Raw genomic sequence first — 20,056 nt, 5'->3', positions numbered from 1 at the left:
TAGAAATGGAACCATATGTTAAGGAAATTAATAAATTTCTTCTATGCACAAATTTTACGAAGAAAACTAAAGAAGCTTATAAAGACAAACTGGAGCATTTTGGTCAATATCTATCCGAATTAACCGAACAAAAATATGGTGAATTGCATTTAGAACAAATATTTGAACTGATTGATGTAAACGGTAAAACTGTACGGTTTCTACCCATTAATTCTACTTTATTAGATCAGTTCTTATTTTCTAGAACTGATAAAGGGTATTCTTGGCTATCAACTTGTCACGCTGCACTTAAAAGTTTCTTTAAATATTTATTTAAGAACTATGCTTTTGATAATGTAATGATGGAAATTGAATTTAAATTAAAAAATTATAAACCATCGAGGATTCCACCGAGAATACTCAATCGGCATGAAATTATTAGGCTTTTACGAAGTATAATCAAACACAGTTGTAATTTAAAAAGAGATTTACTACTTTTCATTCTATTATTATCAACTGGCTCTAGAAAAAATGAAATATTGAATGCCACTGTCGAAAACATAGATTTCGACAATGATCTAATCTTTCTAAAAGAAACAAAAAACAAGCGATCACACTATTTAATTTTAAGACATGGTGTTGGTAAGCAAATACAAAAATATTGCATAGAAAATCACCTATCACATAGTGATAAACTTTTTCCCGGCTTAACTTATGATTCCGTAAATAAACTACTAAATTCATACCTAACTTTTGCGAATCTTCCCAAAGTTAGGGTTCACTCCATGAGACATAGTTTTGGAACAATGATGTTTGAATCGGGTGCGTTAATAACTACCATTCAACAATTGTTAAATCACATTGCTCTATCGTCCACTAGAACTTATATTGAACCAAACTACATTAGGAACTTTGAGTTATATATACCAGAAAACGAGGAAATATACAATAACATCAAATTACCTTGGTGAATTAGGCTGTAGGTATCTCAAAAAGACGAGATGCCTACAGTTTTAATTTATTGTTAACTAATTTTTGAATAGCTCATTTTAAATAGCTATTTTTTGTATTCAAATTCAAGCTGATACGGGTAGTACCTTCTCTGTTTATTCTGTGTGGATTTCACCAATAATTCTGCTGGAATAACTCTGGTATAAAATATCTTTTTTATAAATGTTTTAAGAGTTTGATTTACTTCTACAGTATTCATATTTTTAAGGTTTTCTATCGAATGAATAACGCCTTGTATATTTATTGTGATATTTTCAAATGATGGATTATTAATTTCATTTAATAAATCCTTTTTCTCTTTCTCTAAGTTCTGCTGTAGAGTTAATAACTCTTGCTTCTTTTCTCTTATCTGTTCAGTTGTAAAGATTCCCTCAACAGCAAAGTCTATTAGTCGCTTCTGTTGTCTTAAAACATCTTTTAACTTCTTTTCAACCTTTACAAGCCTTTCAGTTAGTTGATTTTTTAATTTAGTCTCATCGTTTAGCTGAATCATCCTGAGACTTTCCGTCAATTTATTTTTATATTCTTGTAGTTCATCGTACACTTCATTTTCTACGAATTCTAATTTAATTCCACAGTTTTGGCATTTTTCTCCACCAATTAGTAAATATTCACAGCGTTTTATAGTATAAGTACTTGTATTTTTATTATCTTTCCTAATTGTCATTTTTCTGCCACAAACGCCACAATAAATCAAGTCTTTTAACATAGTATATCCTGTTTTGATTGCAGGTTTTTCTCTAAATTGTCTTGCATTCTTTGCTCTTTCAAGACAATCCTGATTAGCTCTTTCCCACTCTTCAGGTGATATAATCCAAGGGTGAGCTTTATCCACTACAATGGTTTCTACAATTTCATACACAAACTTACCATCTTTCTTTTTCCTTTTCCTATCATTAAATACAATGGTTCCTTTATACACTGGATTTTTTATTATTCTTTTTATTGTAGGTAATTCAAAGTGATTGTTCTTTTTTGTTTTATATCCTTCTTTATTTAAAATTTCCCTTATTTTAAAACTGCCTAAACCACTTGAATGCAAGTCAAATATATACCTAACAATTTTAGCTTCCTTATCATTTATCTCTAGCTTCTTGGTTTCATTATTTCTAACATACCCAAACGGGACATTTCCACTAACATGTAAGCCTGCTTTAGACATCTGTATTTTGTTTATTTTACTGCGCTTGCCAATAACACCATGTTCATGGCTAGCAATCAAACTTCCTAAATCAAACATTAATCGGTCATTTTCATTATTTGCAAGGTCGTATTCATAGAATGGAGTAATAATGGGTTTATCAAAATCCATACAATATTGTTTAACCGTTTGAGAAATGAGTCCATTTCTTGATAAGCGCGAAAGCTCAATACATAAGATCGCATCATAATTTTCAATATTATTAAATAGCCTCTGAAGTTCTAACCTGTCTTCAATGTTAGATTTACCACCACTAATTACTTCACCATAAATATCATATGTACAATTAATAGCCTTGGCATGTTCCACCAGAATCTCCCTATGGTTCTTTAGTGTTTCTTCGTTTTCATTTCTTTTCTCCTGGCTGATTCTTAAATAGATTGCTACATGTTTGTGAAATCTTGTTTTTTCCATAAAAAAAACCTCTTATGCCTTTTTATTAAAAAAGTATAAGCAGGTAAAGTTATTTTTATACTTCCTATAAAAAATACTGTCGGGACGGCGTAACCAGACGTATGCCCTCTTAAGCCTTCGATAATTTCGAGTCCTTTTGTGACCGGCGCCCGGAAATGGCCAATGCCTTCTGACAGGTCACATTGATATATATAATAAGGCCGGACACGAATTTTCACCAGGTCATGCATAAGCTTTTTCATAATCGGAACACTGTCATTGATTCCTGCAAGTATGACAGATTGATTTCCGACAGGAACTCCTGCATTGGCAAGCATTTCACAGGCCATCTTCGATTCTTCAGTAATTTCAATTGATGTATTAAAGTGTGTATTCAGCCAGATTGGATGGTATTTTTTGAGGATCGAACAAAGATTTTCAGTAATTCGCTGTGGGAAAACAACTGGTGCCCGAGTTCCAATCCTGATGATTTCAACATGGTCGATTTCTCTCAGGTTCTTTAAGATATATTCGAGAATATTATCGTTAATTAGTAGCCCATCACCGCCAGAAATCAATACATCACGCACTTCAGGGGTATTCCTGATATAGTTGATTGCAGCATCAAGCTGTTTCTTCGCAACACCCATACCGATCTGTCCGGAAAATCTTCTGCGTGTGCAGTATCGGCAATACATCGAGCATTGGTTGGTCACAAGGAAAAGCACCCTATCAGGATATCTATGTGTTAAACCAGGTACTGGTGAATCCTCATCCTCATGAAGTGGATCTTCAAGATCATATTTTGTTTTGTGTATTTCCTTGGAGATTGGTACTGACTGCATCCTGATTGGACAGCGTGGGTCATCCGGATTCATTAATGAAGCGTAGTAAGGTGTGATATTCAGTGGAATTGTCTTCGTTGAGATCCTTACACCCTCTTCTTCTTCAGGTGTAAGATTAATAACCTTCTTTAGATCATCGAGTGTCCTGATAGTATTGGTAAGCTGCCATAGCCAATCATTCCACTGCTCTTCCGTAACATCCTTCCAGAGCTCAATATCCTTCCAATGTCTTGAAGGCTTATATAATGTTTGTTTCATCCCAATTCCCCCTAGCTGTTTTTATAGCTATTTATAATGCAAGTTCCGTGCCAAAAATGACGGATTATTCTGAATTCATTAAATTCAGCTTTCCGCAAAGGTTTGTGCATGATGCCGGGGTATATAAAGCGGGTATATAAGAAAATAACCTGCTGAAAATTCGGCAGATTAGATTGGGTTATATATTCAATTTCTTTATTTTATATTGCAATGTCTGTCTTGGAATTTCAAGGAGGACTGCTGCTTGCTGGACATTTCCGCCGGAAGCCTTCAGTGCATCATTGATTAATTGAATTTCGAGCTCCCTTAGATTCTCTCTCAAAACAAAGGAAGTACGAGTTTGTTCACTGGGATCTGGCTGGATGTTTTTCATCATCATTGGCAGGTCTTGACCAGTCAGCATCATTCTGTCTTCACACACGTTCATCATATATTCAACTGTATGCTTCAGCTCCCTGACATTACCTGGCCATTGATGTTTAAGGAAAATTGCTTTCACATTCTCGTCCAGACCTGAGACATGCTTCCGCAGCCGCTTGTTATATTGGCTGATAAAGATATCGGACAAATAAACGATGTCTTCCTTCCTTTGTCTTAAGGGCATCAGTTCGAATGTCAATACATTCAGGCGGTAAAACAGATCCGTCCGCAGCTGGTTTGCCTCCATTGCCACAGTAGGGTAAACATTCATCGCTGAAATCACTCTTACATCAACGGAAATGACATTCGACCCGCCGATTCTTCTGACAGCACCATCCTCAATGACACGAAGAAGCTTGGCTTGAAGGTCGAAGGGCATCGAATTCAATTCATCAAGGAAAAGTGTACCACCGTTAGCAAGCTCAAACAATCCAGGCCTGTCCACTGCTCCTGTATAGCTTCCCTTTGATGTACCGAAAAGGATGCTTTCAAGCAAATTCTCTGGTATTGCTGCACAGTTTTGCGCAATAAAAGGACCCGCTGCCCGGCTTGAGGCGTTATGGATGGATTGGACGAAAAGCTCCTTGCCGGTCCCGCTTTCCCCATACACAAGAATCGGAGAATCAGATTTTGCCAGTTTCTCTGCCTTCTCTTTAACCGTGATGAAATGTTTATTGTTTGTAAGCAGGTCTCTGAACGTATAGACTGCTTGTTGTTTTATTGCTTTTCCGCCACGTTGCTTGAGACTTTTTTGAATTTCGACCAGACGTTCAGAAAGCTGCTTGATTTGGGAATAATCCTTTGCAATTTCAACTGCTCCGATCAATTCCCCCTGTACAAAGATTGGCAAGGTTGTATTCACAGTGTCGATCTTATGTCCATGCAAATTAACGAAAGTTTGAGTTTCATTATAGATCGGTTTCTTCGTTTCGATTACTTTCAATAGAGTGCTAGACTGATTGTTCAATGAAGGGAATACATTAAGCAGGGGCTTCCCAACCACTTCGCTGATTCTCAGTCCATCGTGCTTGGCAGCAACTTCATTATAGAAAATGGTTATGCCTTCTGTATTCACGACATGGATGGCTTCGTCGATGCATTTCAATATTGCGCTCAAGATTTCTTCCGTCACATTTGATACTGAATTCAATCTCATCACACTCCCATATTGAGTATATGACAGAGTGCCGAAAAACTGTCTTATCACTGCCCAAAATTTGGCGGTTTTGCCAAATTCTTTACCCATACATTCATATTTTCAATTTTATCATAGATATATACATTGTTCACCAGCCTGCCTCGGTATGCATAACCCAATTGGTACAGTGCTGCGTTCATCCCGAATGATAAAGCCCTGGCGATAGAGTACGAGCAATAAATGCCATTTTCAATGAGTTCATCCTCTAGGCGGGCTAAAAGAACCTTCATCAGTCCATGCTTCCTATGCTCTTTTAATGTCGCGCAATCAGTCATTTCAGCATTTTTATAAAAAGAGTTCACTTCTGCTGATGCAGCGCTAACGATCTGACCATCATGAGCAAAACCGTAATAAATACTGCCTTCCTTCATCGTTTGGACGATATAGTCTTTATCATTCAACGGTGTGGGGTAAATTTGGAAAACTTCTTTGTATAACGCCGATAAACCTGAAGCATCAGTTTCGTCCATTTTTTTCAAAACATAATCTTTCGGAGGAGTGATTTTCTGTGCCGGCTCTGCCAAATGGTAAACACTTTTAATGATTCCGTCCTCTTGCAGCCAATGCGGTGAAGCCTTTCTATCGTCGCTGAAAAACTTCGAAAAGAACATACAATCTGAGCCTAGGAAAAATCCGTCAATACTTGCCTCAAAACTAAACCCTCGTTCAACCAGCTCGGTAAAATCTTCCCTTCTGCCCTTGATAATCAATTTATCGCCCTTTTCACTCTCTAGAAGTTCTTCAGCTCGGTCCAATACACTAGATAATCTCCCTAAATAGTCTTCAACTCTGACCCGCTTATTCTGTTTATCAAGATAAACGGTCATGTTATACTCCTTTTCTGATAAAACCATTGATCTCCCTAAATGCATCTTTGTGCCCCCTTTTAAAATCCCCATCGTATTAAAAGCCTGGCTTTTGGCCAGGCTGAGTGTTTAATCAAGTTTGATGGATACAAGCTTAAGTTCGGTCATCTCTTCTAAAGCATATTTAATACCTTCTCTCCCGGTCCCGCTCATTTTCACACCGCCATATGGCATATGATCAACCCGGAATGTCGGGATATCATTGATCATCACACCGCCTACATGTAGTTTTTTTTGCGGCTTTAAATGCTTTTTGCAGATCGTTCGTATATACTCCTGCCTGCAGCCCGTATTTAGAATCATTGACTTGATCAATTGCATCTTCGAATTCCTTAAAGGTGTTAATATGAACAACAGGTGCGAATACTTCCTCACAGGAAATTTTATCAGTAAGCTGGGCATTCAGCAGCACAGTTGGCTTGAGGATTTGTCTGTCACTTTCACCGCCATATACCAGCTCTGCTCCATTCTTCACCGCGTCCTGTATCCAGGTCTTTGCTCTTGTTACATCATTTCCGCTGATCATTGCAGCTAAATCTGTTTGCTCATCCAGAGGATCTCCTACCTTCAGTTTGCCAGCTTCTTCAATGAACAAAGATACAAATTCATCACATATCTTTTCGTGTACGAAAATCCTCTGGATAGAGATACAAACCTGCCCCTGATTAGAGAAGGCTCCAGTAACGACTCTTGGCATCACTTTTTTCAGGTGAGTCCCTTCATCGACAATCAATGCTGAGTTAGATCCCAGTTCAAGTGTTACACGTTTTAATCCTGCACGTTCACGGATGTGCTTCCCCACTTCAGGACTGCCAGTAAATGTGACCATTTTTACTCGATCATCGGAAGTCAGCACATCACCAACATTTTTTCCGCTGCCAGTCACTACATTTAAAGCACCCGCAGGGAGTCCTGCCTGATGGAAATAGGAAGCAATTTTATACGCGGATAATGGCGTCTGGCTGGCTGGTTTAAGGACTAACGTATTTCCGGCGGCGATTGCCGGACCGACCTTATGTGCTACAAGGTTCATCGGAAAGTTGAAAGGAGTGATTGCAGCAATTACTCCGAGCGGCTCCCTTTCAGTATAGGCCACTCTTCCTTCGCCTCCTGGAGCGGCATCCATCGGGATTGTTTCACCATGAAGCCTCCTCGCCTCTTCTGATGCAAATGTATACGTCATGATTGTACGGTCCACTTCACCAAGAGCAGCCTTCAATGGTTTAGAGGATTCCTCCGCGATCAGACGGGCACACTCCTCCCTGTCTTCCTGGATTAGTTCTGCCACTCGCCGAAGGATATCTGAACGCTTATGGGCGTCCATCTCTGCCATCATCCTTGCTGCCTCAGCAGCTGCATCGATTGCTCTTGTTACATCTTCCTTGCTCGCCTCTGCTACATCGGCAATAATTTTTCCATTATAGGGATTTGAAAGCGGCCGATATTTTTCTGTTTCAGCATGCTCTCCGTTAATCCATAAATTCTGTTTCATTTTCTTCCCCTCCTACCTCTGGCAGCATTCAGCAATTACTGATTCCAGTGCATTGAAGCCTTCATCCATCTGATCATCTGTTATTACAAGCGGAGCTAAAAGCCTGATTACATTTCCGTAGAGACCAGCACTCATTAAAATTAATCCTCTCTGATGGGCTTTCGCAAGTATTTCCCGGACGATTTGTCCGTTAGGCTGATTATTATCATCGAAAAATTCGATCGCACACATCGCTCCCAAAGAACGGATATCACCAACTTCGGTAAAACGATCTGTCAGTAGGCCGAACCTTTCCTGAAACTTCTCGCCGAACAGGTTCGCTCGTTCAAGAAGCTTCTGTTCTTCTATCATTTTAACGACTTCTATTGCCGCTACACAACCAAGAGGACTTCCGCCAAAGGTTCCGCCAATTTCCCCTATTCCGGCAGAATCCATAATTTCTGACTTTCCTGTGACCGCGCTGATTGGCAGCCCGGCAGCAATTGATTTGGACATTGTCATCAAATCAGGGATGACATCGTAATGCTCCATCGCAAACATCTTCCCTGTCCTGCCAAAACCGGTTTGGATTTCATCTGCAATAAAGAGGATGCCATACTGATCACAAATTCTCTTCACACCTTGAACAAAGCTTTTAGAGGGAATATTAAAGCCGCCTTCCCCCTGGATCGGTTCCATTATGACCGCTGCAATTTCAGTGCCTGGCACCTCGCTTAGGAAAAAGACCTCAAACTTTTTCAGCATAAATTCATCAAGTTCTTCAGGTGACATGGCTTTTTCTTGAGAATACACTGGGTAAGGTCATTTATATGTTTCTGGTGCGAAAGGTCCGAACTGGTACTTGTAGGGTTTCACTTTGCTAGTCAGGGACATGGTCATATAGGTCCTTCCATGAAATCCCCGTTCAAATGAAATAATTCCTTTTCGTCCTGAGTACTTCCTGGCTATTTTAATCGCATTTTCTACCGCTTCAGCTCCGCTGCTTAGGAAAAAAGTTTTTTTATCATGTGTACCAGGTGTGATTTTATTTAACAACTCCGAAAGTTCTATATATGGTTCATACATCATTACATGAAAGCAAGGGTGAAGATAGCGGTCGATTTGCTCATGAAGTGCCCTCACAACCTCAGGTGGACAGTGACCTACGTTCAGTGTGCCGATTGCACCTGCAAAATCGATGAATGTGTTTCCATCGACATCGGTCAATAATGCACCTTCGCCTCTTTCCGCAAAAGATTTAATTGTATTGAAAGGTCCAACAGGTACATTCTTTTCTTTTCTCTCCAGCAACTTCATTGCCTTTGGTCCAGGAATGGCCGTCCTTATCTTGATATCTCCCACTTTTTAATTCCCCCTCATCCTGATTTGAATGTTTAATTCCCTTTTATAAGATAGATATCAGTGCTCTTTGAGAATGGACAATTGTATAACTCTTAGTAAATGAACTGCTTTTTATCTGTGAAAAGTTTATTCGCTGATTCCACACCACTGAAGCAGTGTCAATGCAATGATTTCCGCTGCTTCAAAGATATCTTCAAGCTTGATATATTCATTTGCCTGATGAGCCGTTTCCGTCACTCCTGGACCAAAAACCACTACTGGCACTCCGCCGACCTTGGAAAGGATACCACCATCTGTAGCCCATGGAGATGCTTCGATTAATGGAGGCTGTTCCTTAACCTCCTTAAAGCTTTCAGTAAGGACGTGAATCAGTTCATGTTCAGGATCCAGGTCGCCTGGCAGCCAGCTTGCCCCGAACCATTCAAGTTCAGCCTTGTTTTCTGTTAACCAAGGATCCTGGTTGCAAACATCGACAATGGCTTTATACATTTCACGTTTTGCTTCTTCCTGTGTTTCATTTGGTGCAACCCCCCATCCTGCCCTCGATGACCGCTAAATCAGGTACAGAAGATGGCCAGTCCCCGGCCTGAATTTTACCAATATTGATAGGAATAGGAATGGGGATACTTTTAAAAAGCGGGTCTGTGATTCTTTCATTTCTCTGAGACTCCAAGCATCTCAATCTATCAATCACCAGCATCGCTTTTTCAATCGCATTGACACCTTCGTACCTCGTTCCGCCATGCGCCCCTTTTCCTTTTACAGAAACTCTGAACCACATCGAACCCTGCTGTTTTGGAAACAGCTTCATATTGGTCGGTTCTGGAATGATTGCAGCATCTGCTCCATAACCACGCAGGACTGTGGCAAGTGTGCCCGCTCCACCACTTTCTTCTTCAATCACACTTTGAAAAATGACATCGCCCTTTAATTTTATTCCTGAATTTTTTATTGCTTCCATTGCCATGAGCAGTGAAGTTGTTCCACCCTTCATATCCGTAGAACCTCTGCCAAACAACTTGCCACATTCAATATGGCAGCTAAACGCATCCTTATCCCAATCTTTTGGGTCACCAGCTGGAACTACATCGATATGTCCATTCAGGATCATCGACCTGCCTCCACCTGTTCCCCTCATGATTCCTACTGCATTCGGGTTTCCACTGAAATCTTTTCGATCAGAACAAAATGCGGGGTGAGCAGCCAGTCCGCTATCCCCGATTTCCCAAATATCCATTTCCAGTCCGAGCTCACGGCATTTTTCAATAATGACCGCCTGCGCTCCGCTTTCATTCCCTCTTGTACTTGGTTCCTGGACTAATTTTTGCAAAAGCCGTGTTCCCCTGATTCTGCTTTCCTTAATGTAATTTCTCACCTTTTGTTCAGCAGATTGCACGATATCAGCTCCTTTACTATTCAATAATCCGGATCTCCTCGGGGATTGAAAAGTCGCACGCGGTCTTGGCAGTAACTTCAGTAACAGTATGTGGAGCAAAAAGTTCAGACAGAATCAAGGAATCTTCATGTATTTTAAAAACAGCGAGATCCGTAATAATAATGTCGACACAGTTTTCGGCGGTCAAAGGCAATGTGCATGAGTCTACTATTTTAGGCACACCATTTTTGTCTGTATGGTTCATCAAAACGACTACCTTCCCTGCTTTTTGTGCCAGTTCCATCGCTCCGCCCATACCCGGAACTTTTTTGCCGGGAACGATCCAGTTTGCCAGGTCCCCTTTTTGGCTAACCTGCAAGGATCCTAGAATAGTAAGATCCACTCTGCCTCTGCGAATCATTCCGAAGGCTACAGCACTATCGCAATAAGACGAACCCGCCATGACCGTAACGGGAAAACCCCCAGCATTACACAGGTTTTCATCCTCCATTCCCTTTTCAGGCGACTCCCCCATACCAACAATTCCGTTTTCAGCATGAAACATCACACGAGTTTCTCTCGGAAGGTGGTTAGGTACTAGAGAGGGAATTCCAATGCCCAGATTGACAACCATACCTGGGACGATTTCTTCGGCTGCTCTGCGGTCCATCCTATTTCTTACATCTACTCCCATGCCCATTTCCAATCCACCCCTCCAGAAGGAATCACCATATCCACGAATACCCCAGGCGTCACGATTTCCTCAGGGTCCAGACTGCCAAGAGGTACAATTACCTCTGCCTCTGCTATCGTGAAATTTCCTGCCATGGCTACAAGCGGGTTGGTATTCCTGGCACTTTTATCAAAAACTAGATTTCCGTAAGGGTCTGCCTTTTTGGCATAAACAATTGATACTTCAGCGGTTAATGCTGTTTCGATCAAATACTCTTTCCCGTTTAAAGTCATTCTTTGTTTCCCTTTTGCAACGAAATCATGGTCAACACCTACATCTGTCAGAATGGCTCCAAGACCCATTCCACCAGCCCTGATGCGTTCCGTCAGAGTTCCCTGCGGCGAGAACTCAACCTCCATTTCACCCCTGGTCATCAGTTCGCCAGCTACTGGATTCGACCCAATATGGGAGGCGATGACTTTTCTTGCTTTTCCCCGGCTGACAATTTTCCCGATGCCGATTTCAGGGAAACCCGTATCATTTCCTATCAGCACCAGATCTTTTATTTTTTTTTCAAGAATGCCCTTTATCAGATCGGGAGGCGATCCTACTCCACCAAAACCGCCAAACATTAAGGTCATTCCGTCATAAAAATGATCCATTGCCTGCTCAAGCGTTGCTATTTTTCCGAATGGATTTTCCATCTATTATTCAACTCCATTTTCATAAGGAAATCCCAGTATTCTATATACTTCAAAGAAGGTTGCCTTCAGCAAGTTCACTAACTCGTCAATCTCACGCTTAGTGATAGTCAGCGGCGGGGAAATAATCACTGCGTCCCCTGACATTCCATCCAGGACGGCACCTGCAGGATACAGCAAGATTCCTTGATCCCTGCCAGCTTTTATAACCAGCTCAGTTAACTTCATACTTCGCTCGAACGGAATTTTCGCACCTGGCATTCTGACAAATTCTATACCTAGCAGCAAACCTTTTCCCCGTACATCTCCTATAAAATCAAACTGTTTTTTTAACTTATCAATTTTAGTTTTTAAGTAAATGGACTTTGATTCAACTTCACTTAAAATGTCATTTTTCTCGAGATATTCTAAAACTGCCAGTGCAGCGGCACATGATTGCGGATTCGCGCTAAGTGTATGGCCGCTCATAATCGATTTAGAGCCGTGCATGATTGGCTCCATGACGTGATCACTTACGACTGTCGCGGCAATCGGGGCGTACCCCGCGCCCATACCCTTGCCGAGCGCGACAATATCGGGGATGACATTCCAGTGTTCTGATGCCAGAATAGGACCTGTTCGGCCAAAGCCCGTCATCACCTCATCCGCAATGAATAATATATTATTATCGTCACAAATTTTTTTAATAGTTTCGTAGTAACCTTGTGGAGGTGTAATTGCCCCTCCCGCCGCACCAATCACAGGTTCTGCAATAAATCCTGCAATATGATCAGAACCGATCCGTTTGATTGCCCCCTCAAGCTCCATCGCACATAAATATCCGCACTCAGGTGCAGTGCTTTGATATGGACAGCGATAGCAATATGGAGGGGAAATCGATGGAAAGTCCTCAAGCAACGGAACAAATCTTGCTCTTCTGCCTGGATGTCCAGACATGGAAAGAGCACCCAGAGTAATGCCGTGGTAACTAATCCATCTTGATAGAATTTTTGTTTTTGACTTAATCCCTTTCTCTTGCCAGTACTGAATCGCAATTTTCAGGGCCGTTTCGGTTGCCTCGGAACCACTGTTCACAAAGAAACTCCAATTTAGATCCCCCGGCAAAGCATCAGCAAGTTTTTCTGCCAGTCTTTCTGCCGCCTCACTGGTGAATTGGGAGCGGTAAACAAAAGAAACCCGTTTCGATTGTTCATGCATAGCCAATATAATTTCCGGAACTCCGTGTCCAATATTTGCCGTGACAGCCCCGGATGCAGCATCAAGATACTTCTTGCCATCTTTGTCAAAAAGAAAGACACCTTTCCCATAATCAATTTCTGGATAGGTCTCATCCAGGGCAGGTTTAATTAAGTAGGACGGCTTCATAAATTCACTCCATTCACCGCAATTAAAATTAAATGGACATTCTGTAAAGTGTATGAATTGAAAATGGGAATCTTTCGTTAAGTTGTAAAAAATAAGTGGTATTGGTATTGGATTCTTGGGAAGGATGGATGTAGATCATATTTATAATTGAGGACTGCCTGCCTACATTGGACAAGTTCTGCTCTTCCGTTGGCTATTTTGTCTGAACCCGAGGTGACTTCGGACAAATTCTGCTTTTCCACCTGCTGTTTTGTCTGAACCCGGGGTGACTTCGGACAAATTCTATTCATTCACCAGCTATTTTGTCCGAACCCGGGGTGACTTCGGACAAATTCTGTTTTTTCAACGGCTGTTTTGTCCGAACCCGGGGTGATTTCGGACAAATTCTGCTTTTTCAACGGCTGTTTTGTCCGAACCCGGGGTGATTTCGGACAAATTCTGTTCATTCACCAGCTATTTTGTCTGAACCCGGGGTGACTTCGGACAAGTTTTGCTCTTCCATCGGCTGTTTTGTCCGAACCTGGGGTGACTTCGGACAAATTCTGCTTTTCCAACGGCTGTTTTGTCTGAACCCGGGGTGACTTCGGACAAATTCTATTCATTCACTAGCTATTTTGTCCGAACCCGGGGTGACTTCGGACAAATTCTGCTTTTCCAACGGCTGTTTTGTCTGAACCCGGGGTGACTTCGGACAAATTCTATTCATTCACTAGCTATTTTGTCCGAACCCGGGGTGACTTCGGACAAATTCTGCTTTTCCAACGGCTGTTTTGTCCGAACCCGGGGTGACTTCGGACAAATTCTATTCATTCACTAGCTATTTTGTCCGAACCTGGGGTGACTTCGGACAAATTCTACTTTTCCAACGGCTGTTTTGTCTGAACCCGGGGTGACTTCGGACAAATTCTATTCATTCACTAGCTATTTTGTCCGAACCCGGGGTGATTTCGGACAAATTCTGTTCATTCACCAGCTATTTTGTCTGAACATGGGGTGACTTCGGACAAGTTTTGCTCTTCCATCGGCTGTTTTGTCCGAACCTGGGGTGACTTCGGACAAATTCTGCTTTTCCAACGGCTGTTTTGTCTGAACCCGGGGTGACTTCGGACAAATTCTATTCATTCACTAGCTATTTTGTCCGAACCCGGGGTGACTTCGGACAAATTCTGCTTTTCCAACGGCTGTTTTGTCCGAACCCGGGGTGACTTCAGACAAATTTTGCTCTTCCATCGACTGTTTTGTCTGAACCCGGGGTGACTTCGGACAAATTCTGCTTTTCCAACGGCTGTTTTGTCCGAACCTGCACCTATTTCGGACAGATATTCTCTCCTTTTTTTCTTGATACAAAATCTGCAAATCCAGGCAAAAAAAAAAGGCACCCATAAAAAGGTGCCGTAATAATTGTAAACCCTATTCTTTTTGTTCGATAAAGATCTCCGTTTGGCCACGCTCTGCCTTTATTGTTGCAACTGCCCCAATAGGCAATGTGGCAAAAGGCTGGACATGTCCAAAGTTTACATTGGCGATGATTGGTATATTCCGCAACTCTTCCTTGCTGGATATAATCTTCCTTAATGCCTCTTCGGTAATATTGGAGTTCTTTTGGAATCGTCCTATCAATAGAGCTTTTATTGAATCAGAATCTGGGAGATGCAGCAGTGATTGCAGGTCCCTGTCAAAGCTTCTGGAATGGCTTTCTTCGTCATCTTCAATGAACAGGATGCTATCTTTCAGGGAAGGCATGAATTCTGTACCCTGAAGCAGGTTCATCGTACAGAGATTTCCCCCGATCAGTTTCCCCTCGGCTTCTCCTTCCTGGAGAATCAGGTAGCCATTTTGTTCGTGGAAAGTCCGATTTTCCTGGTCGAGATACCAGGCGTCGTCAGACCATGTTGTAGATGGTATCACTTCATATGGAGCATCATTGGTGACTGCCTCTAAAAATGATTCCATTGAATAATCAAGTCCATGTTTCACGCCGAAGCTCGAGAAATGGGGCCCTGAGTAAGTAACGAGACCAGCTTTCTGATAGATAGCCAGCTGAAGCGCTGTAATATCGCTATATCCGCAAAAAATCTTCGGATTGGCAGCAATTAAATCAAAATCAATGTACTTAAGCAATTGATTAGAGTTATATCCGCCAATCGCAGTAAGGATTCCTTTTACATTTGGATCCCCAAAAGCATCATGCAAATCCTGGATTCTTTCTGCTATCGAAGAGCTGAAAAACTCATCATGCGCATCTGCGTTCTTACCGAATGTCACATTGAATCCAAGCTTAGTCAGCCTTTCAACAGCCAAATCAACCTGAGCCTCTTTTAAAATAATCATGCTGGTCGCTGGTGCGATTACTCTTATTTCATCCCCTGGCAATAATCTAGGTGCAATCATACTCTCCCCGCCTCTTCTGTATTTAGGTTTATTTTATCAAAGAATAGGAAGAGTGTAAGCATGTTTAGACAAGTGCAGGCTCTGTTTTCCGTCCAGTCTTGGATTTTTGAATTATATCGGTCGCAATCCATACTCCGCATGCGCTTGCCTGAGCCAGTCCTCTAGTGATGCCGGCACCGTCCCCGCCAACATACAGGCAGCTGATTTCCGTTTCAAACCTGTCATTCAGCTTTGGTCTTGCGGAATAGAATTTCGCCTCAACTCCGTAAAACAAAGTATGTTCTGAAGCCAGACCAGGAGTAACTTGGTTGAGTGCTTCCGTCATTTCGATTAAACTCTTGAGTGTGTTATATGGAAGAACGAGTCCTAGATCTCCTGGCACCGCCTCTTTCATGGTAGGTTCCAGAAATCCTTCTTTAATCCTTTTTTCTGTGGATCTCCGCCCTTTTAAAATATCACCGTATTTCTGGACGATCAGACCGCCATTGGAAAGGCTGTTTGCCAGCCTGGAAATTTCATGTGCATATTCATTAGGCTTGTCAAATGGCTCAGAGAAAGTATGAGATACGAGCAAAGCAAAGTTTGTATTCCCGCTTCCCAGATTCGGATCTTTATAAGCATGGCCATTAGCAAGCATGATCCCAGAATGGTTCTCGACAACAACATGTCCAGATGGATTGCTGCAGAATGTTCTCACGCTAGTTCCCACGGATGTATTAAAAATAAATTTACCTTCATATAAATGTTCATTTATTTCTTCCATGACAACATTTGATGTTTCAACACGAACGCCAATATCGACCTGGTTATTGATCATTTTGAGCCTTCTTTTTTTCAATAACTGTGTCAGCCACTTGGATCCGTCACGGCCAGGGGCAACTACAACTTTATCAGCAAATATATTGTCACCGTTCCTAAGCTCAATACCTGTGACTTTATAGCCTTCTGGTGTTTTTTCGGTAATCAAATCCTGGATTTCTGTCTTGAATGCCATATCAACTTTATCTTTTAAGTACTCAAAAATATTTTTCAAGATCTCGAGATTCTGCTCAGTACCAAGATGGCGTACCTGTGCCCTTAGCAGCTTCAATCCGGCAGCATAGCCTCTTCGCTCAATTTCACGGACCTTATCTGTCATCGGATCTGTGATACTTTCGGTTGCGCCATGATTTAAATTGATTGCATCTACATATTTTATTAATTCGACAACTTTTGAATCAGGAAGATAATCCGTCATCCATCCGCCGAATTCACTTGTAATGTTGAACTTTCCATCCGAATAGGCTCCGGCACCGCCAAACCCATTCGTAATCGAACATGCCGGCAGGCAACCGGCAAAATCTTTCTTCCCTGCTGCTGGCGGACATTTTTCAATCTTCTTTTGTAAAATCGGGCAGTTCCTCCGATAAATATCGTGGCCTTTGTCAACAAGCAAGACTTTCGCTTCAGGCATCTTCAAAGATAATTCATAACAAGTAAATATACCTGCCGGACCTGCTCCAACGACAATCACATCATAGTTTGTATTCATACAGCATCCCCCGCCAATCAGTTATTTGCTTAACCATTGGTAAATATAACAAATGAAAGCAAGGTAGTCAATTAAAATTACGAACTATTAATTATAATACTCATTTTATCGTTCGTGTTTTAATGAATAAAATTAAAATAAGAGGCTGCCTGCTGTCAGACAACCTCTCCACATACTTTATTTTCAGTTCTTTTTGTTTTTACCAGTTATAGCTGCAGCAAGCACCAATGATGATTAACAAGATGAACAGAACAACGATCAATGCAAAACCGCCGTATCCGTAACCAGCACCGCCTACTCCTGCATAAGGATAACCTCCGCCACAGAAAGTGCCATGCATTGGTGCTGTTGCCATCGGTGCATTTACAGGCATTGGGGCATTATCATATCCGTACATTAAAAACCACTCCTCGTTTGTTTTTGAATTGCTTTCTCTTTACGGTATGATATGGGTACTTGACCCGTTTGTGCATTAGCCCATTTTTTCAAATTTATCGATTTTATCATTAAGGCTGTTTACAAGAGCGAGATTTCCGCTGAATTTTAAAAGAAAAATTTAATTATAATTGTCCAGAAATAACCGATAAAATATGGACAAAGATTTTTTTACCGGAGGGATACCATTAAGAATGAAATTCAGCGTTAAGAAGATTTTCAGTATAGTTTTCATTACCGCGGCAGTTATTTCTTTTTTAGCGATACAGTCAGAACATTACCTTTCCAAGGATTTAACAGTATATGAAAAAATCGAAGCGGGTATATCATTTAATTATTTGATCATCGGAGACAGCATTGGCCGTGGCGCTGGTGCAGAAAATAATAATTTGCGCTGGTACAGCCAGCTGGAAGTTCTTATAAAGGATTTCAGTGTTTCCCGTGCACGCCGGAATATGCTTGTCCAAAGCGGAGCAACTACCTTCGAAGGAATATACAAACTCCAGAAAGCTCCGAAATTTCCTGACATCGATCTCATCTTTATAGTTTTTGGCGAAAATGACCGTAAATACATGAATCCCGAACAGTTTACCTTTTTTTTACGAAAAATTAATCCGAGATGCCAAAGAGCGTTACCCTGGTTCAGAAATTATCACCATCATTGAAAGTCCATTGAGACAAGAACAATTTGCTGATGCCATTAAAAGAGTTTCCACCCATTACGAAGCAAAGACATTGGACATGCGCATTCCCTTCAAGCAATCAGGAATGCTCACAGAACAGCTAACGACTGATATGGTACATCCAAACGGCAATGGTTATCAGTTGTACGCTTCCTCCATACTTGAATTGATCAAGTATAATATCGAAATAGATGCCGAGATTGCCAGTCTGCCAAAGCCATTAACGAGGGGCCAAACCTTATACTTGTATGAAAAAAAAGCTAGTTTCTGCACGAAAAGGTTTTAGGATAGAAAATGGAATAAATATAAGCAAAGGTCTTGGAGATTATCTCGAGTACAACTTCGAAGGCTCCATCCTTGGGGTGGAGGCCATCCGAAGTCCGAATGGTGGAATGCTGAATGTTTTTATTGACGGGGAATATGTCAGGACACTTTCCACCTGGTGGCCTTTTACTCGTGAAAGATATCTTTATATCGCGAGCGGCTTGGATCATGGCGAACACACCGTTCGGTTTGAACCGGCAGAAAGTCCATCGCCAAGCACTACGAGTGAAAGATCATTGATTCAGATTTCATCCATAATCGTCGCCAAGGATAAGGAAAATTAATCATAGAAAAATCAAGGTAATATGTGTATGATACTTCCATAAGTTTTGTATAAGGAGTTAATTATGAAGAGTGTATTGAAAAATTTCATTAATGGGATCCTGACAATTGTCCCGATCATTCTCGTTATTTATGTCATTTATAAGACATTCATGTTTTTGGACAGCCTTCTTGGGAATGTTCTGAAGCCATATTTGCAAGAAAGGTACATTCCAGGTATCGGTCTTCTGACGACCCTTATCCTTATCACCATTTTAGGATGGTTGTCCACCCGATTCATCACCGGAAGCATCATCAAGCTCATTGACAGGCTATTGGAAACAACTCCTTTCGTCAAGACGGTATATTCTGTTATAAAGGATACAGTCCATTCTTTTCTTGGTGATAAAAAGTCGTTTTCCAAGGTCGCTTTAGTTACGATTCCAGGTACTAATATGAAGAGCCTTGGCTTCATTACTACAGAAAATCTGCAGGCATTCCATGAGCCATTGTCAGATCATGTTGCTGTCTACGTACCTCAAACATTCCAGGTTGCAGGATTCACTATCCTGATTCCCAGGACCGAGGTAGAAATCATTGATGTTAAACCAGAAGATGCCATGAAATTCATTCTCTCTGGCGGAATGACATCCCGCTAATGGCCAAAAGTCTGTTAATGAAAACAGCCGCTGAATCAGCGGCTGTTTTCATTTTGCCCTTACAGTTGTTTTCGGATGCTTTCCTAACTGCCGGGCATCCTGAAAAAGTGAATTCATTAGTCAAACGTCACCTCAAGGATCCCTGTCTCTCCCTTTTCAACATTTCCTTCTGTTAAAACCTTCAAAGAGGCCTCTTGATCTGTGTTGGTGATAATGACCGGTGTTACCGTACTCTTAGCCTTTTCGCTGATAATTCCAATATCAAAGGTCACTAGCTTCTCCCCTGCCTTGACTGTATCACCTTGCTTTACATGTGTTTCGAAGCCTTCTCCCTTGAGTGAAACAGTTTCCAATCCAATATGAATCAATATCTCTGCGCCGTTTTTCGCCCTGATTCCAACCGCGTGCTTAGTCGGGAATACCTGCATGATTTCACCATCAATCGGAGAGACGACAACTCCCTCTGACGGTTCAATTGCCAATCCGTCCCCCATCATTTTTTCAGAAAAAACTGGATCCGGAACTGCACTTAAATTTACTGCGTTCCCTGTCATTGGTGCTACCAGCTGAATTGTTTTTAAAGGTTCTTCTTTTTTCCCGAATAGCTTCTTAAACATACGAATCATCCCTTCCATTCTAAGAAGTATGAAAAAA

15 protein-coding genes and 4 pseudogenes are annotated in these 20,056 nt (G+C 41.4%); 5 read left to right on the top strand and 14 right to left on the bottom strand.

All coding sequences use genetic code 11. The features are described from left to right. The first annotated feature begins 5 nt into the window (after positions 1-5). Positions 6-950, top strand: a complete 945-nt coding sequence (locus tag LC048_RS07225; RefSeq protein WP_102263289.1) for a tyrosine-type recombinase/integrase — start codon at positions 6-8, stop codon at positions 948-950. 86 nt (positions 951-1,036) lie between these two features. On the opposite strand, the gene LC048_RS07220 is transcribed toward LC048_RS07225, so the two are convergent. The 13 genes and pseudogenes from LC048_RS07220 to LC048_RS07160 form a co-directional block, all read right to left on the bottom strand. Continuing rightward, on the bottom strand, positions 1,037-2,605 hold the full coding sequence (locus LC048_RS07220; protein WP_226602368.1) for a recombinase family protein: 1,569 nt from the start codon (positions 2,603-2,605) through the stop codon (positions 1,037-1,039). A gap of 77 nt (positions 2,606-2,682) precedes the next feature. After that, a pseudogene (gene ablA, locus LC048_RS07215) lies at positions 2,683-3,687 on the bottom strand (lysine 2,3-aminomutase); the annotation flags it as partial. A 178-nt stretch (positions 3,688-3,865) separates the two neighbouring features. Then, positions 3,866-5,263, bottom strand: a complete 1,398-nt coding sequence (locus LC048_RS07210) for a sigma-54 interaction domain-containing protein (RefSeq protein WP_226602367.1) — start codon at positions 5,261-5,263, stop codon at positions 3,866-3,868. 47 nt (positions 5,264-5,310) lie between these two features. After that, the gene (gene ablB, locus LC048_RS07205; protein WP_226602366.1) at positions 5,311-6,177 is read right to left on the bottom strand and encodes a putative beta-lysine N-acetyltransferase; all 867 of its coding nucleotides are present in this window, start codon (positions 6,175-6,177) and stop codon (positions 5,311-5,313) included. A gap of 63 nt (positions 6,178-6,240) precedes the next feature. Beyond that, positions 6,241-7,663: pseudogene (locus LC048_RS07200) on the bottom strand (aldehyde dehydrogenase family protein). 12 nt (positions 7,664-7,675) lie between these two features. After that, positions 7,676-8,959, bottom strand: a pseudogene (gene gabT / locus LC048_RS07195) (4-aminobutyrate--2-oxoglutarate transaminase). 171 nt (positions 8,960-9,130) lie between these two features. Next, a pseudogene (locus LC048_RS07190) lies at positions 9,131-10,400 on the bottom strand (peptidase). A gap of 16 nt (positions 10,401-10,416) precedes the next feature. Beyond that, positions 10,417-11,079, bottom strand: coding sequence for a 3-oxoacid CoA-transferase subunit B (locus LC048_RS07185; protein WP_306049858.1), 663 nt, complete (start codon positions 11,077-11,079; stop codon positions 10,417-10,419). Next, positions 11,064-11,756, bottom strand: coding sequence for a CoA transferase subunit A (locus tag LC048_RS07180; protein WP_226602362.1), 693 nt, complete (start codon positions 11,754-11,756; stop codon positions 11,064-11,066). The genes LC048_RS07185 and LC048_RS07180 overlap by 16 nt, the downstream gene beginning before the upstream one ends. Positions 11,757-11,759: 3 nt before the next feature. Then, positions 11,760-13,118, bottom strand: coding sequence for an aspartate aminotransferase family protein (locus tag LC048_RS07175; RefSeq protein ID WP_306049856.1), 1,359 nt, complete (start codon positions 13,116-13,118; stop codon positions 11,760-11,762). Between the two features lie 1,410 nt (positions 13,119-14,528). Then, a complete protein-coding gene (locus tag LC048_RS07170) occupies positions 14,529-15,509 on the bottom strand; it encodes a S66 family peptidase (protein ID WP_226602360.1) in 981 nt (326 codons plus the stop codon). A gap of 64 nt (positions 15,510-15,573) precedes the next feature. Continuing rightward, a complete protein-coding gene (locus LC048_RS07165; protein WP_306049854.1) occupies positions 15,574-17,040 on the bottom strand; it encodes an NAD(P)/FAD-dependent oxidoreductase in 1,467 nt (488 codons plus the stop codon). Between the two features lie 199 nt (positions 17,041-17,239). Then, entirely contained in the window at positions 17,240-17,380 is a 141-nt protein-coding gene (locus tag LC048_RS07160) for a YjcZ family sporulation protein (RefSeq protein ID WP_081742121.1), read from the bottom strand. A 289-nt stretch (positions 17,381-17,669) separates the two neighbouring features. Here LC048_RS07160 and LC048_RS07155 point away from each other — a divergent pair, with 289 nt between their 5' ends. The 4 genes from LC048_RS07155 to LC048_RS07140 all read left to right on the top strand — a co-directional run bounded on the left by LC048_RS07155 (position 17,670) and on the right by LC048_RS07140 (position 19,402). Continuing rightward, entirely contained in the window at positions 17,670-18,140 is a 471-nt protein-coding gene (locus LC048_RS07155) for an SGNH/GDSL hydrolase family protein (RefSeq protein WP_306049852.1), read from the top strand. A 7-nt stretch (positions 18,141-18,147) separates the two neighbouring features. Continuing rightward, positions 18,148-18,444 (top strand): SGNH/GDSL hydrolase family protein, encoded by a 297-nt coding sequence (locus LC048_RS07150; protein WP_306049850.1) that lies wholly within the window; start codon positions 18,148-18,150, stop codon positions 18,442-18,444. Next, a complete protein-coding gene (locus LC048_RS07145) occupies positions 18,407-18,766 on the top strand; it encodes a hypothetical protein (RefSeq protein WP_306049848.1) in 360 nt (119 codons plus the stop codon). Before LC048_RS07150 ends, LC048_RS07145 begins: the two co-directional genes overlap by 38 nt. Before the next feature lie 63 nt (positions 18,767-18,829). Continuing rightward, a complete protein-coding gene (locus LC048_RS07140; RefSeq protein ID WP_226602357.1) occupies positions 18,830-19,402 on the top strand; it encodes a DUF502 domain-containing protein in 573 nt (190 codons plus the stop codon). A gap of 116 nt (positions 19,403-19,518) precedes the next feature. Here the strand turns inward: LC048_RS07140 and LC048_RS07135 are convergent, their stop codons facing one another. Then, complete coding sequence (locus LC048_RS07135) at positions 19,519-20,019, bottom strand: PTS sugar transporter subunit IIA (RefSeq protein WP_306049847.1); 501 nt, start codon at positions 20,017-20,019, stop codon at positions 19,519-19,521. Positions 20,020-20,056: the final 37 nt, after the last annotated feature.

Origin of the sequence: Mesobacillus subterraneus (genome assembly GCF_020524355.2) — a bacterium.
Taxonomy (GTDB): Bacteria; Bacillota; Bacilli; order Bacillales; family Cytobacillaceae; genus Mesobacillus; species Mesobacillus subterraneus_C.
The sequence above is the reverse complement of the archived record's forward strand: the minus strand, read 5'-3'. Positions and strand labels throughout refer to the sequence as shown.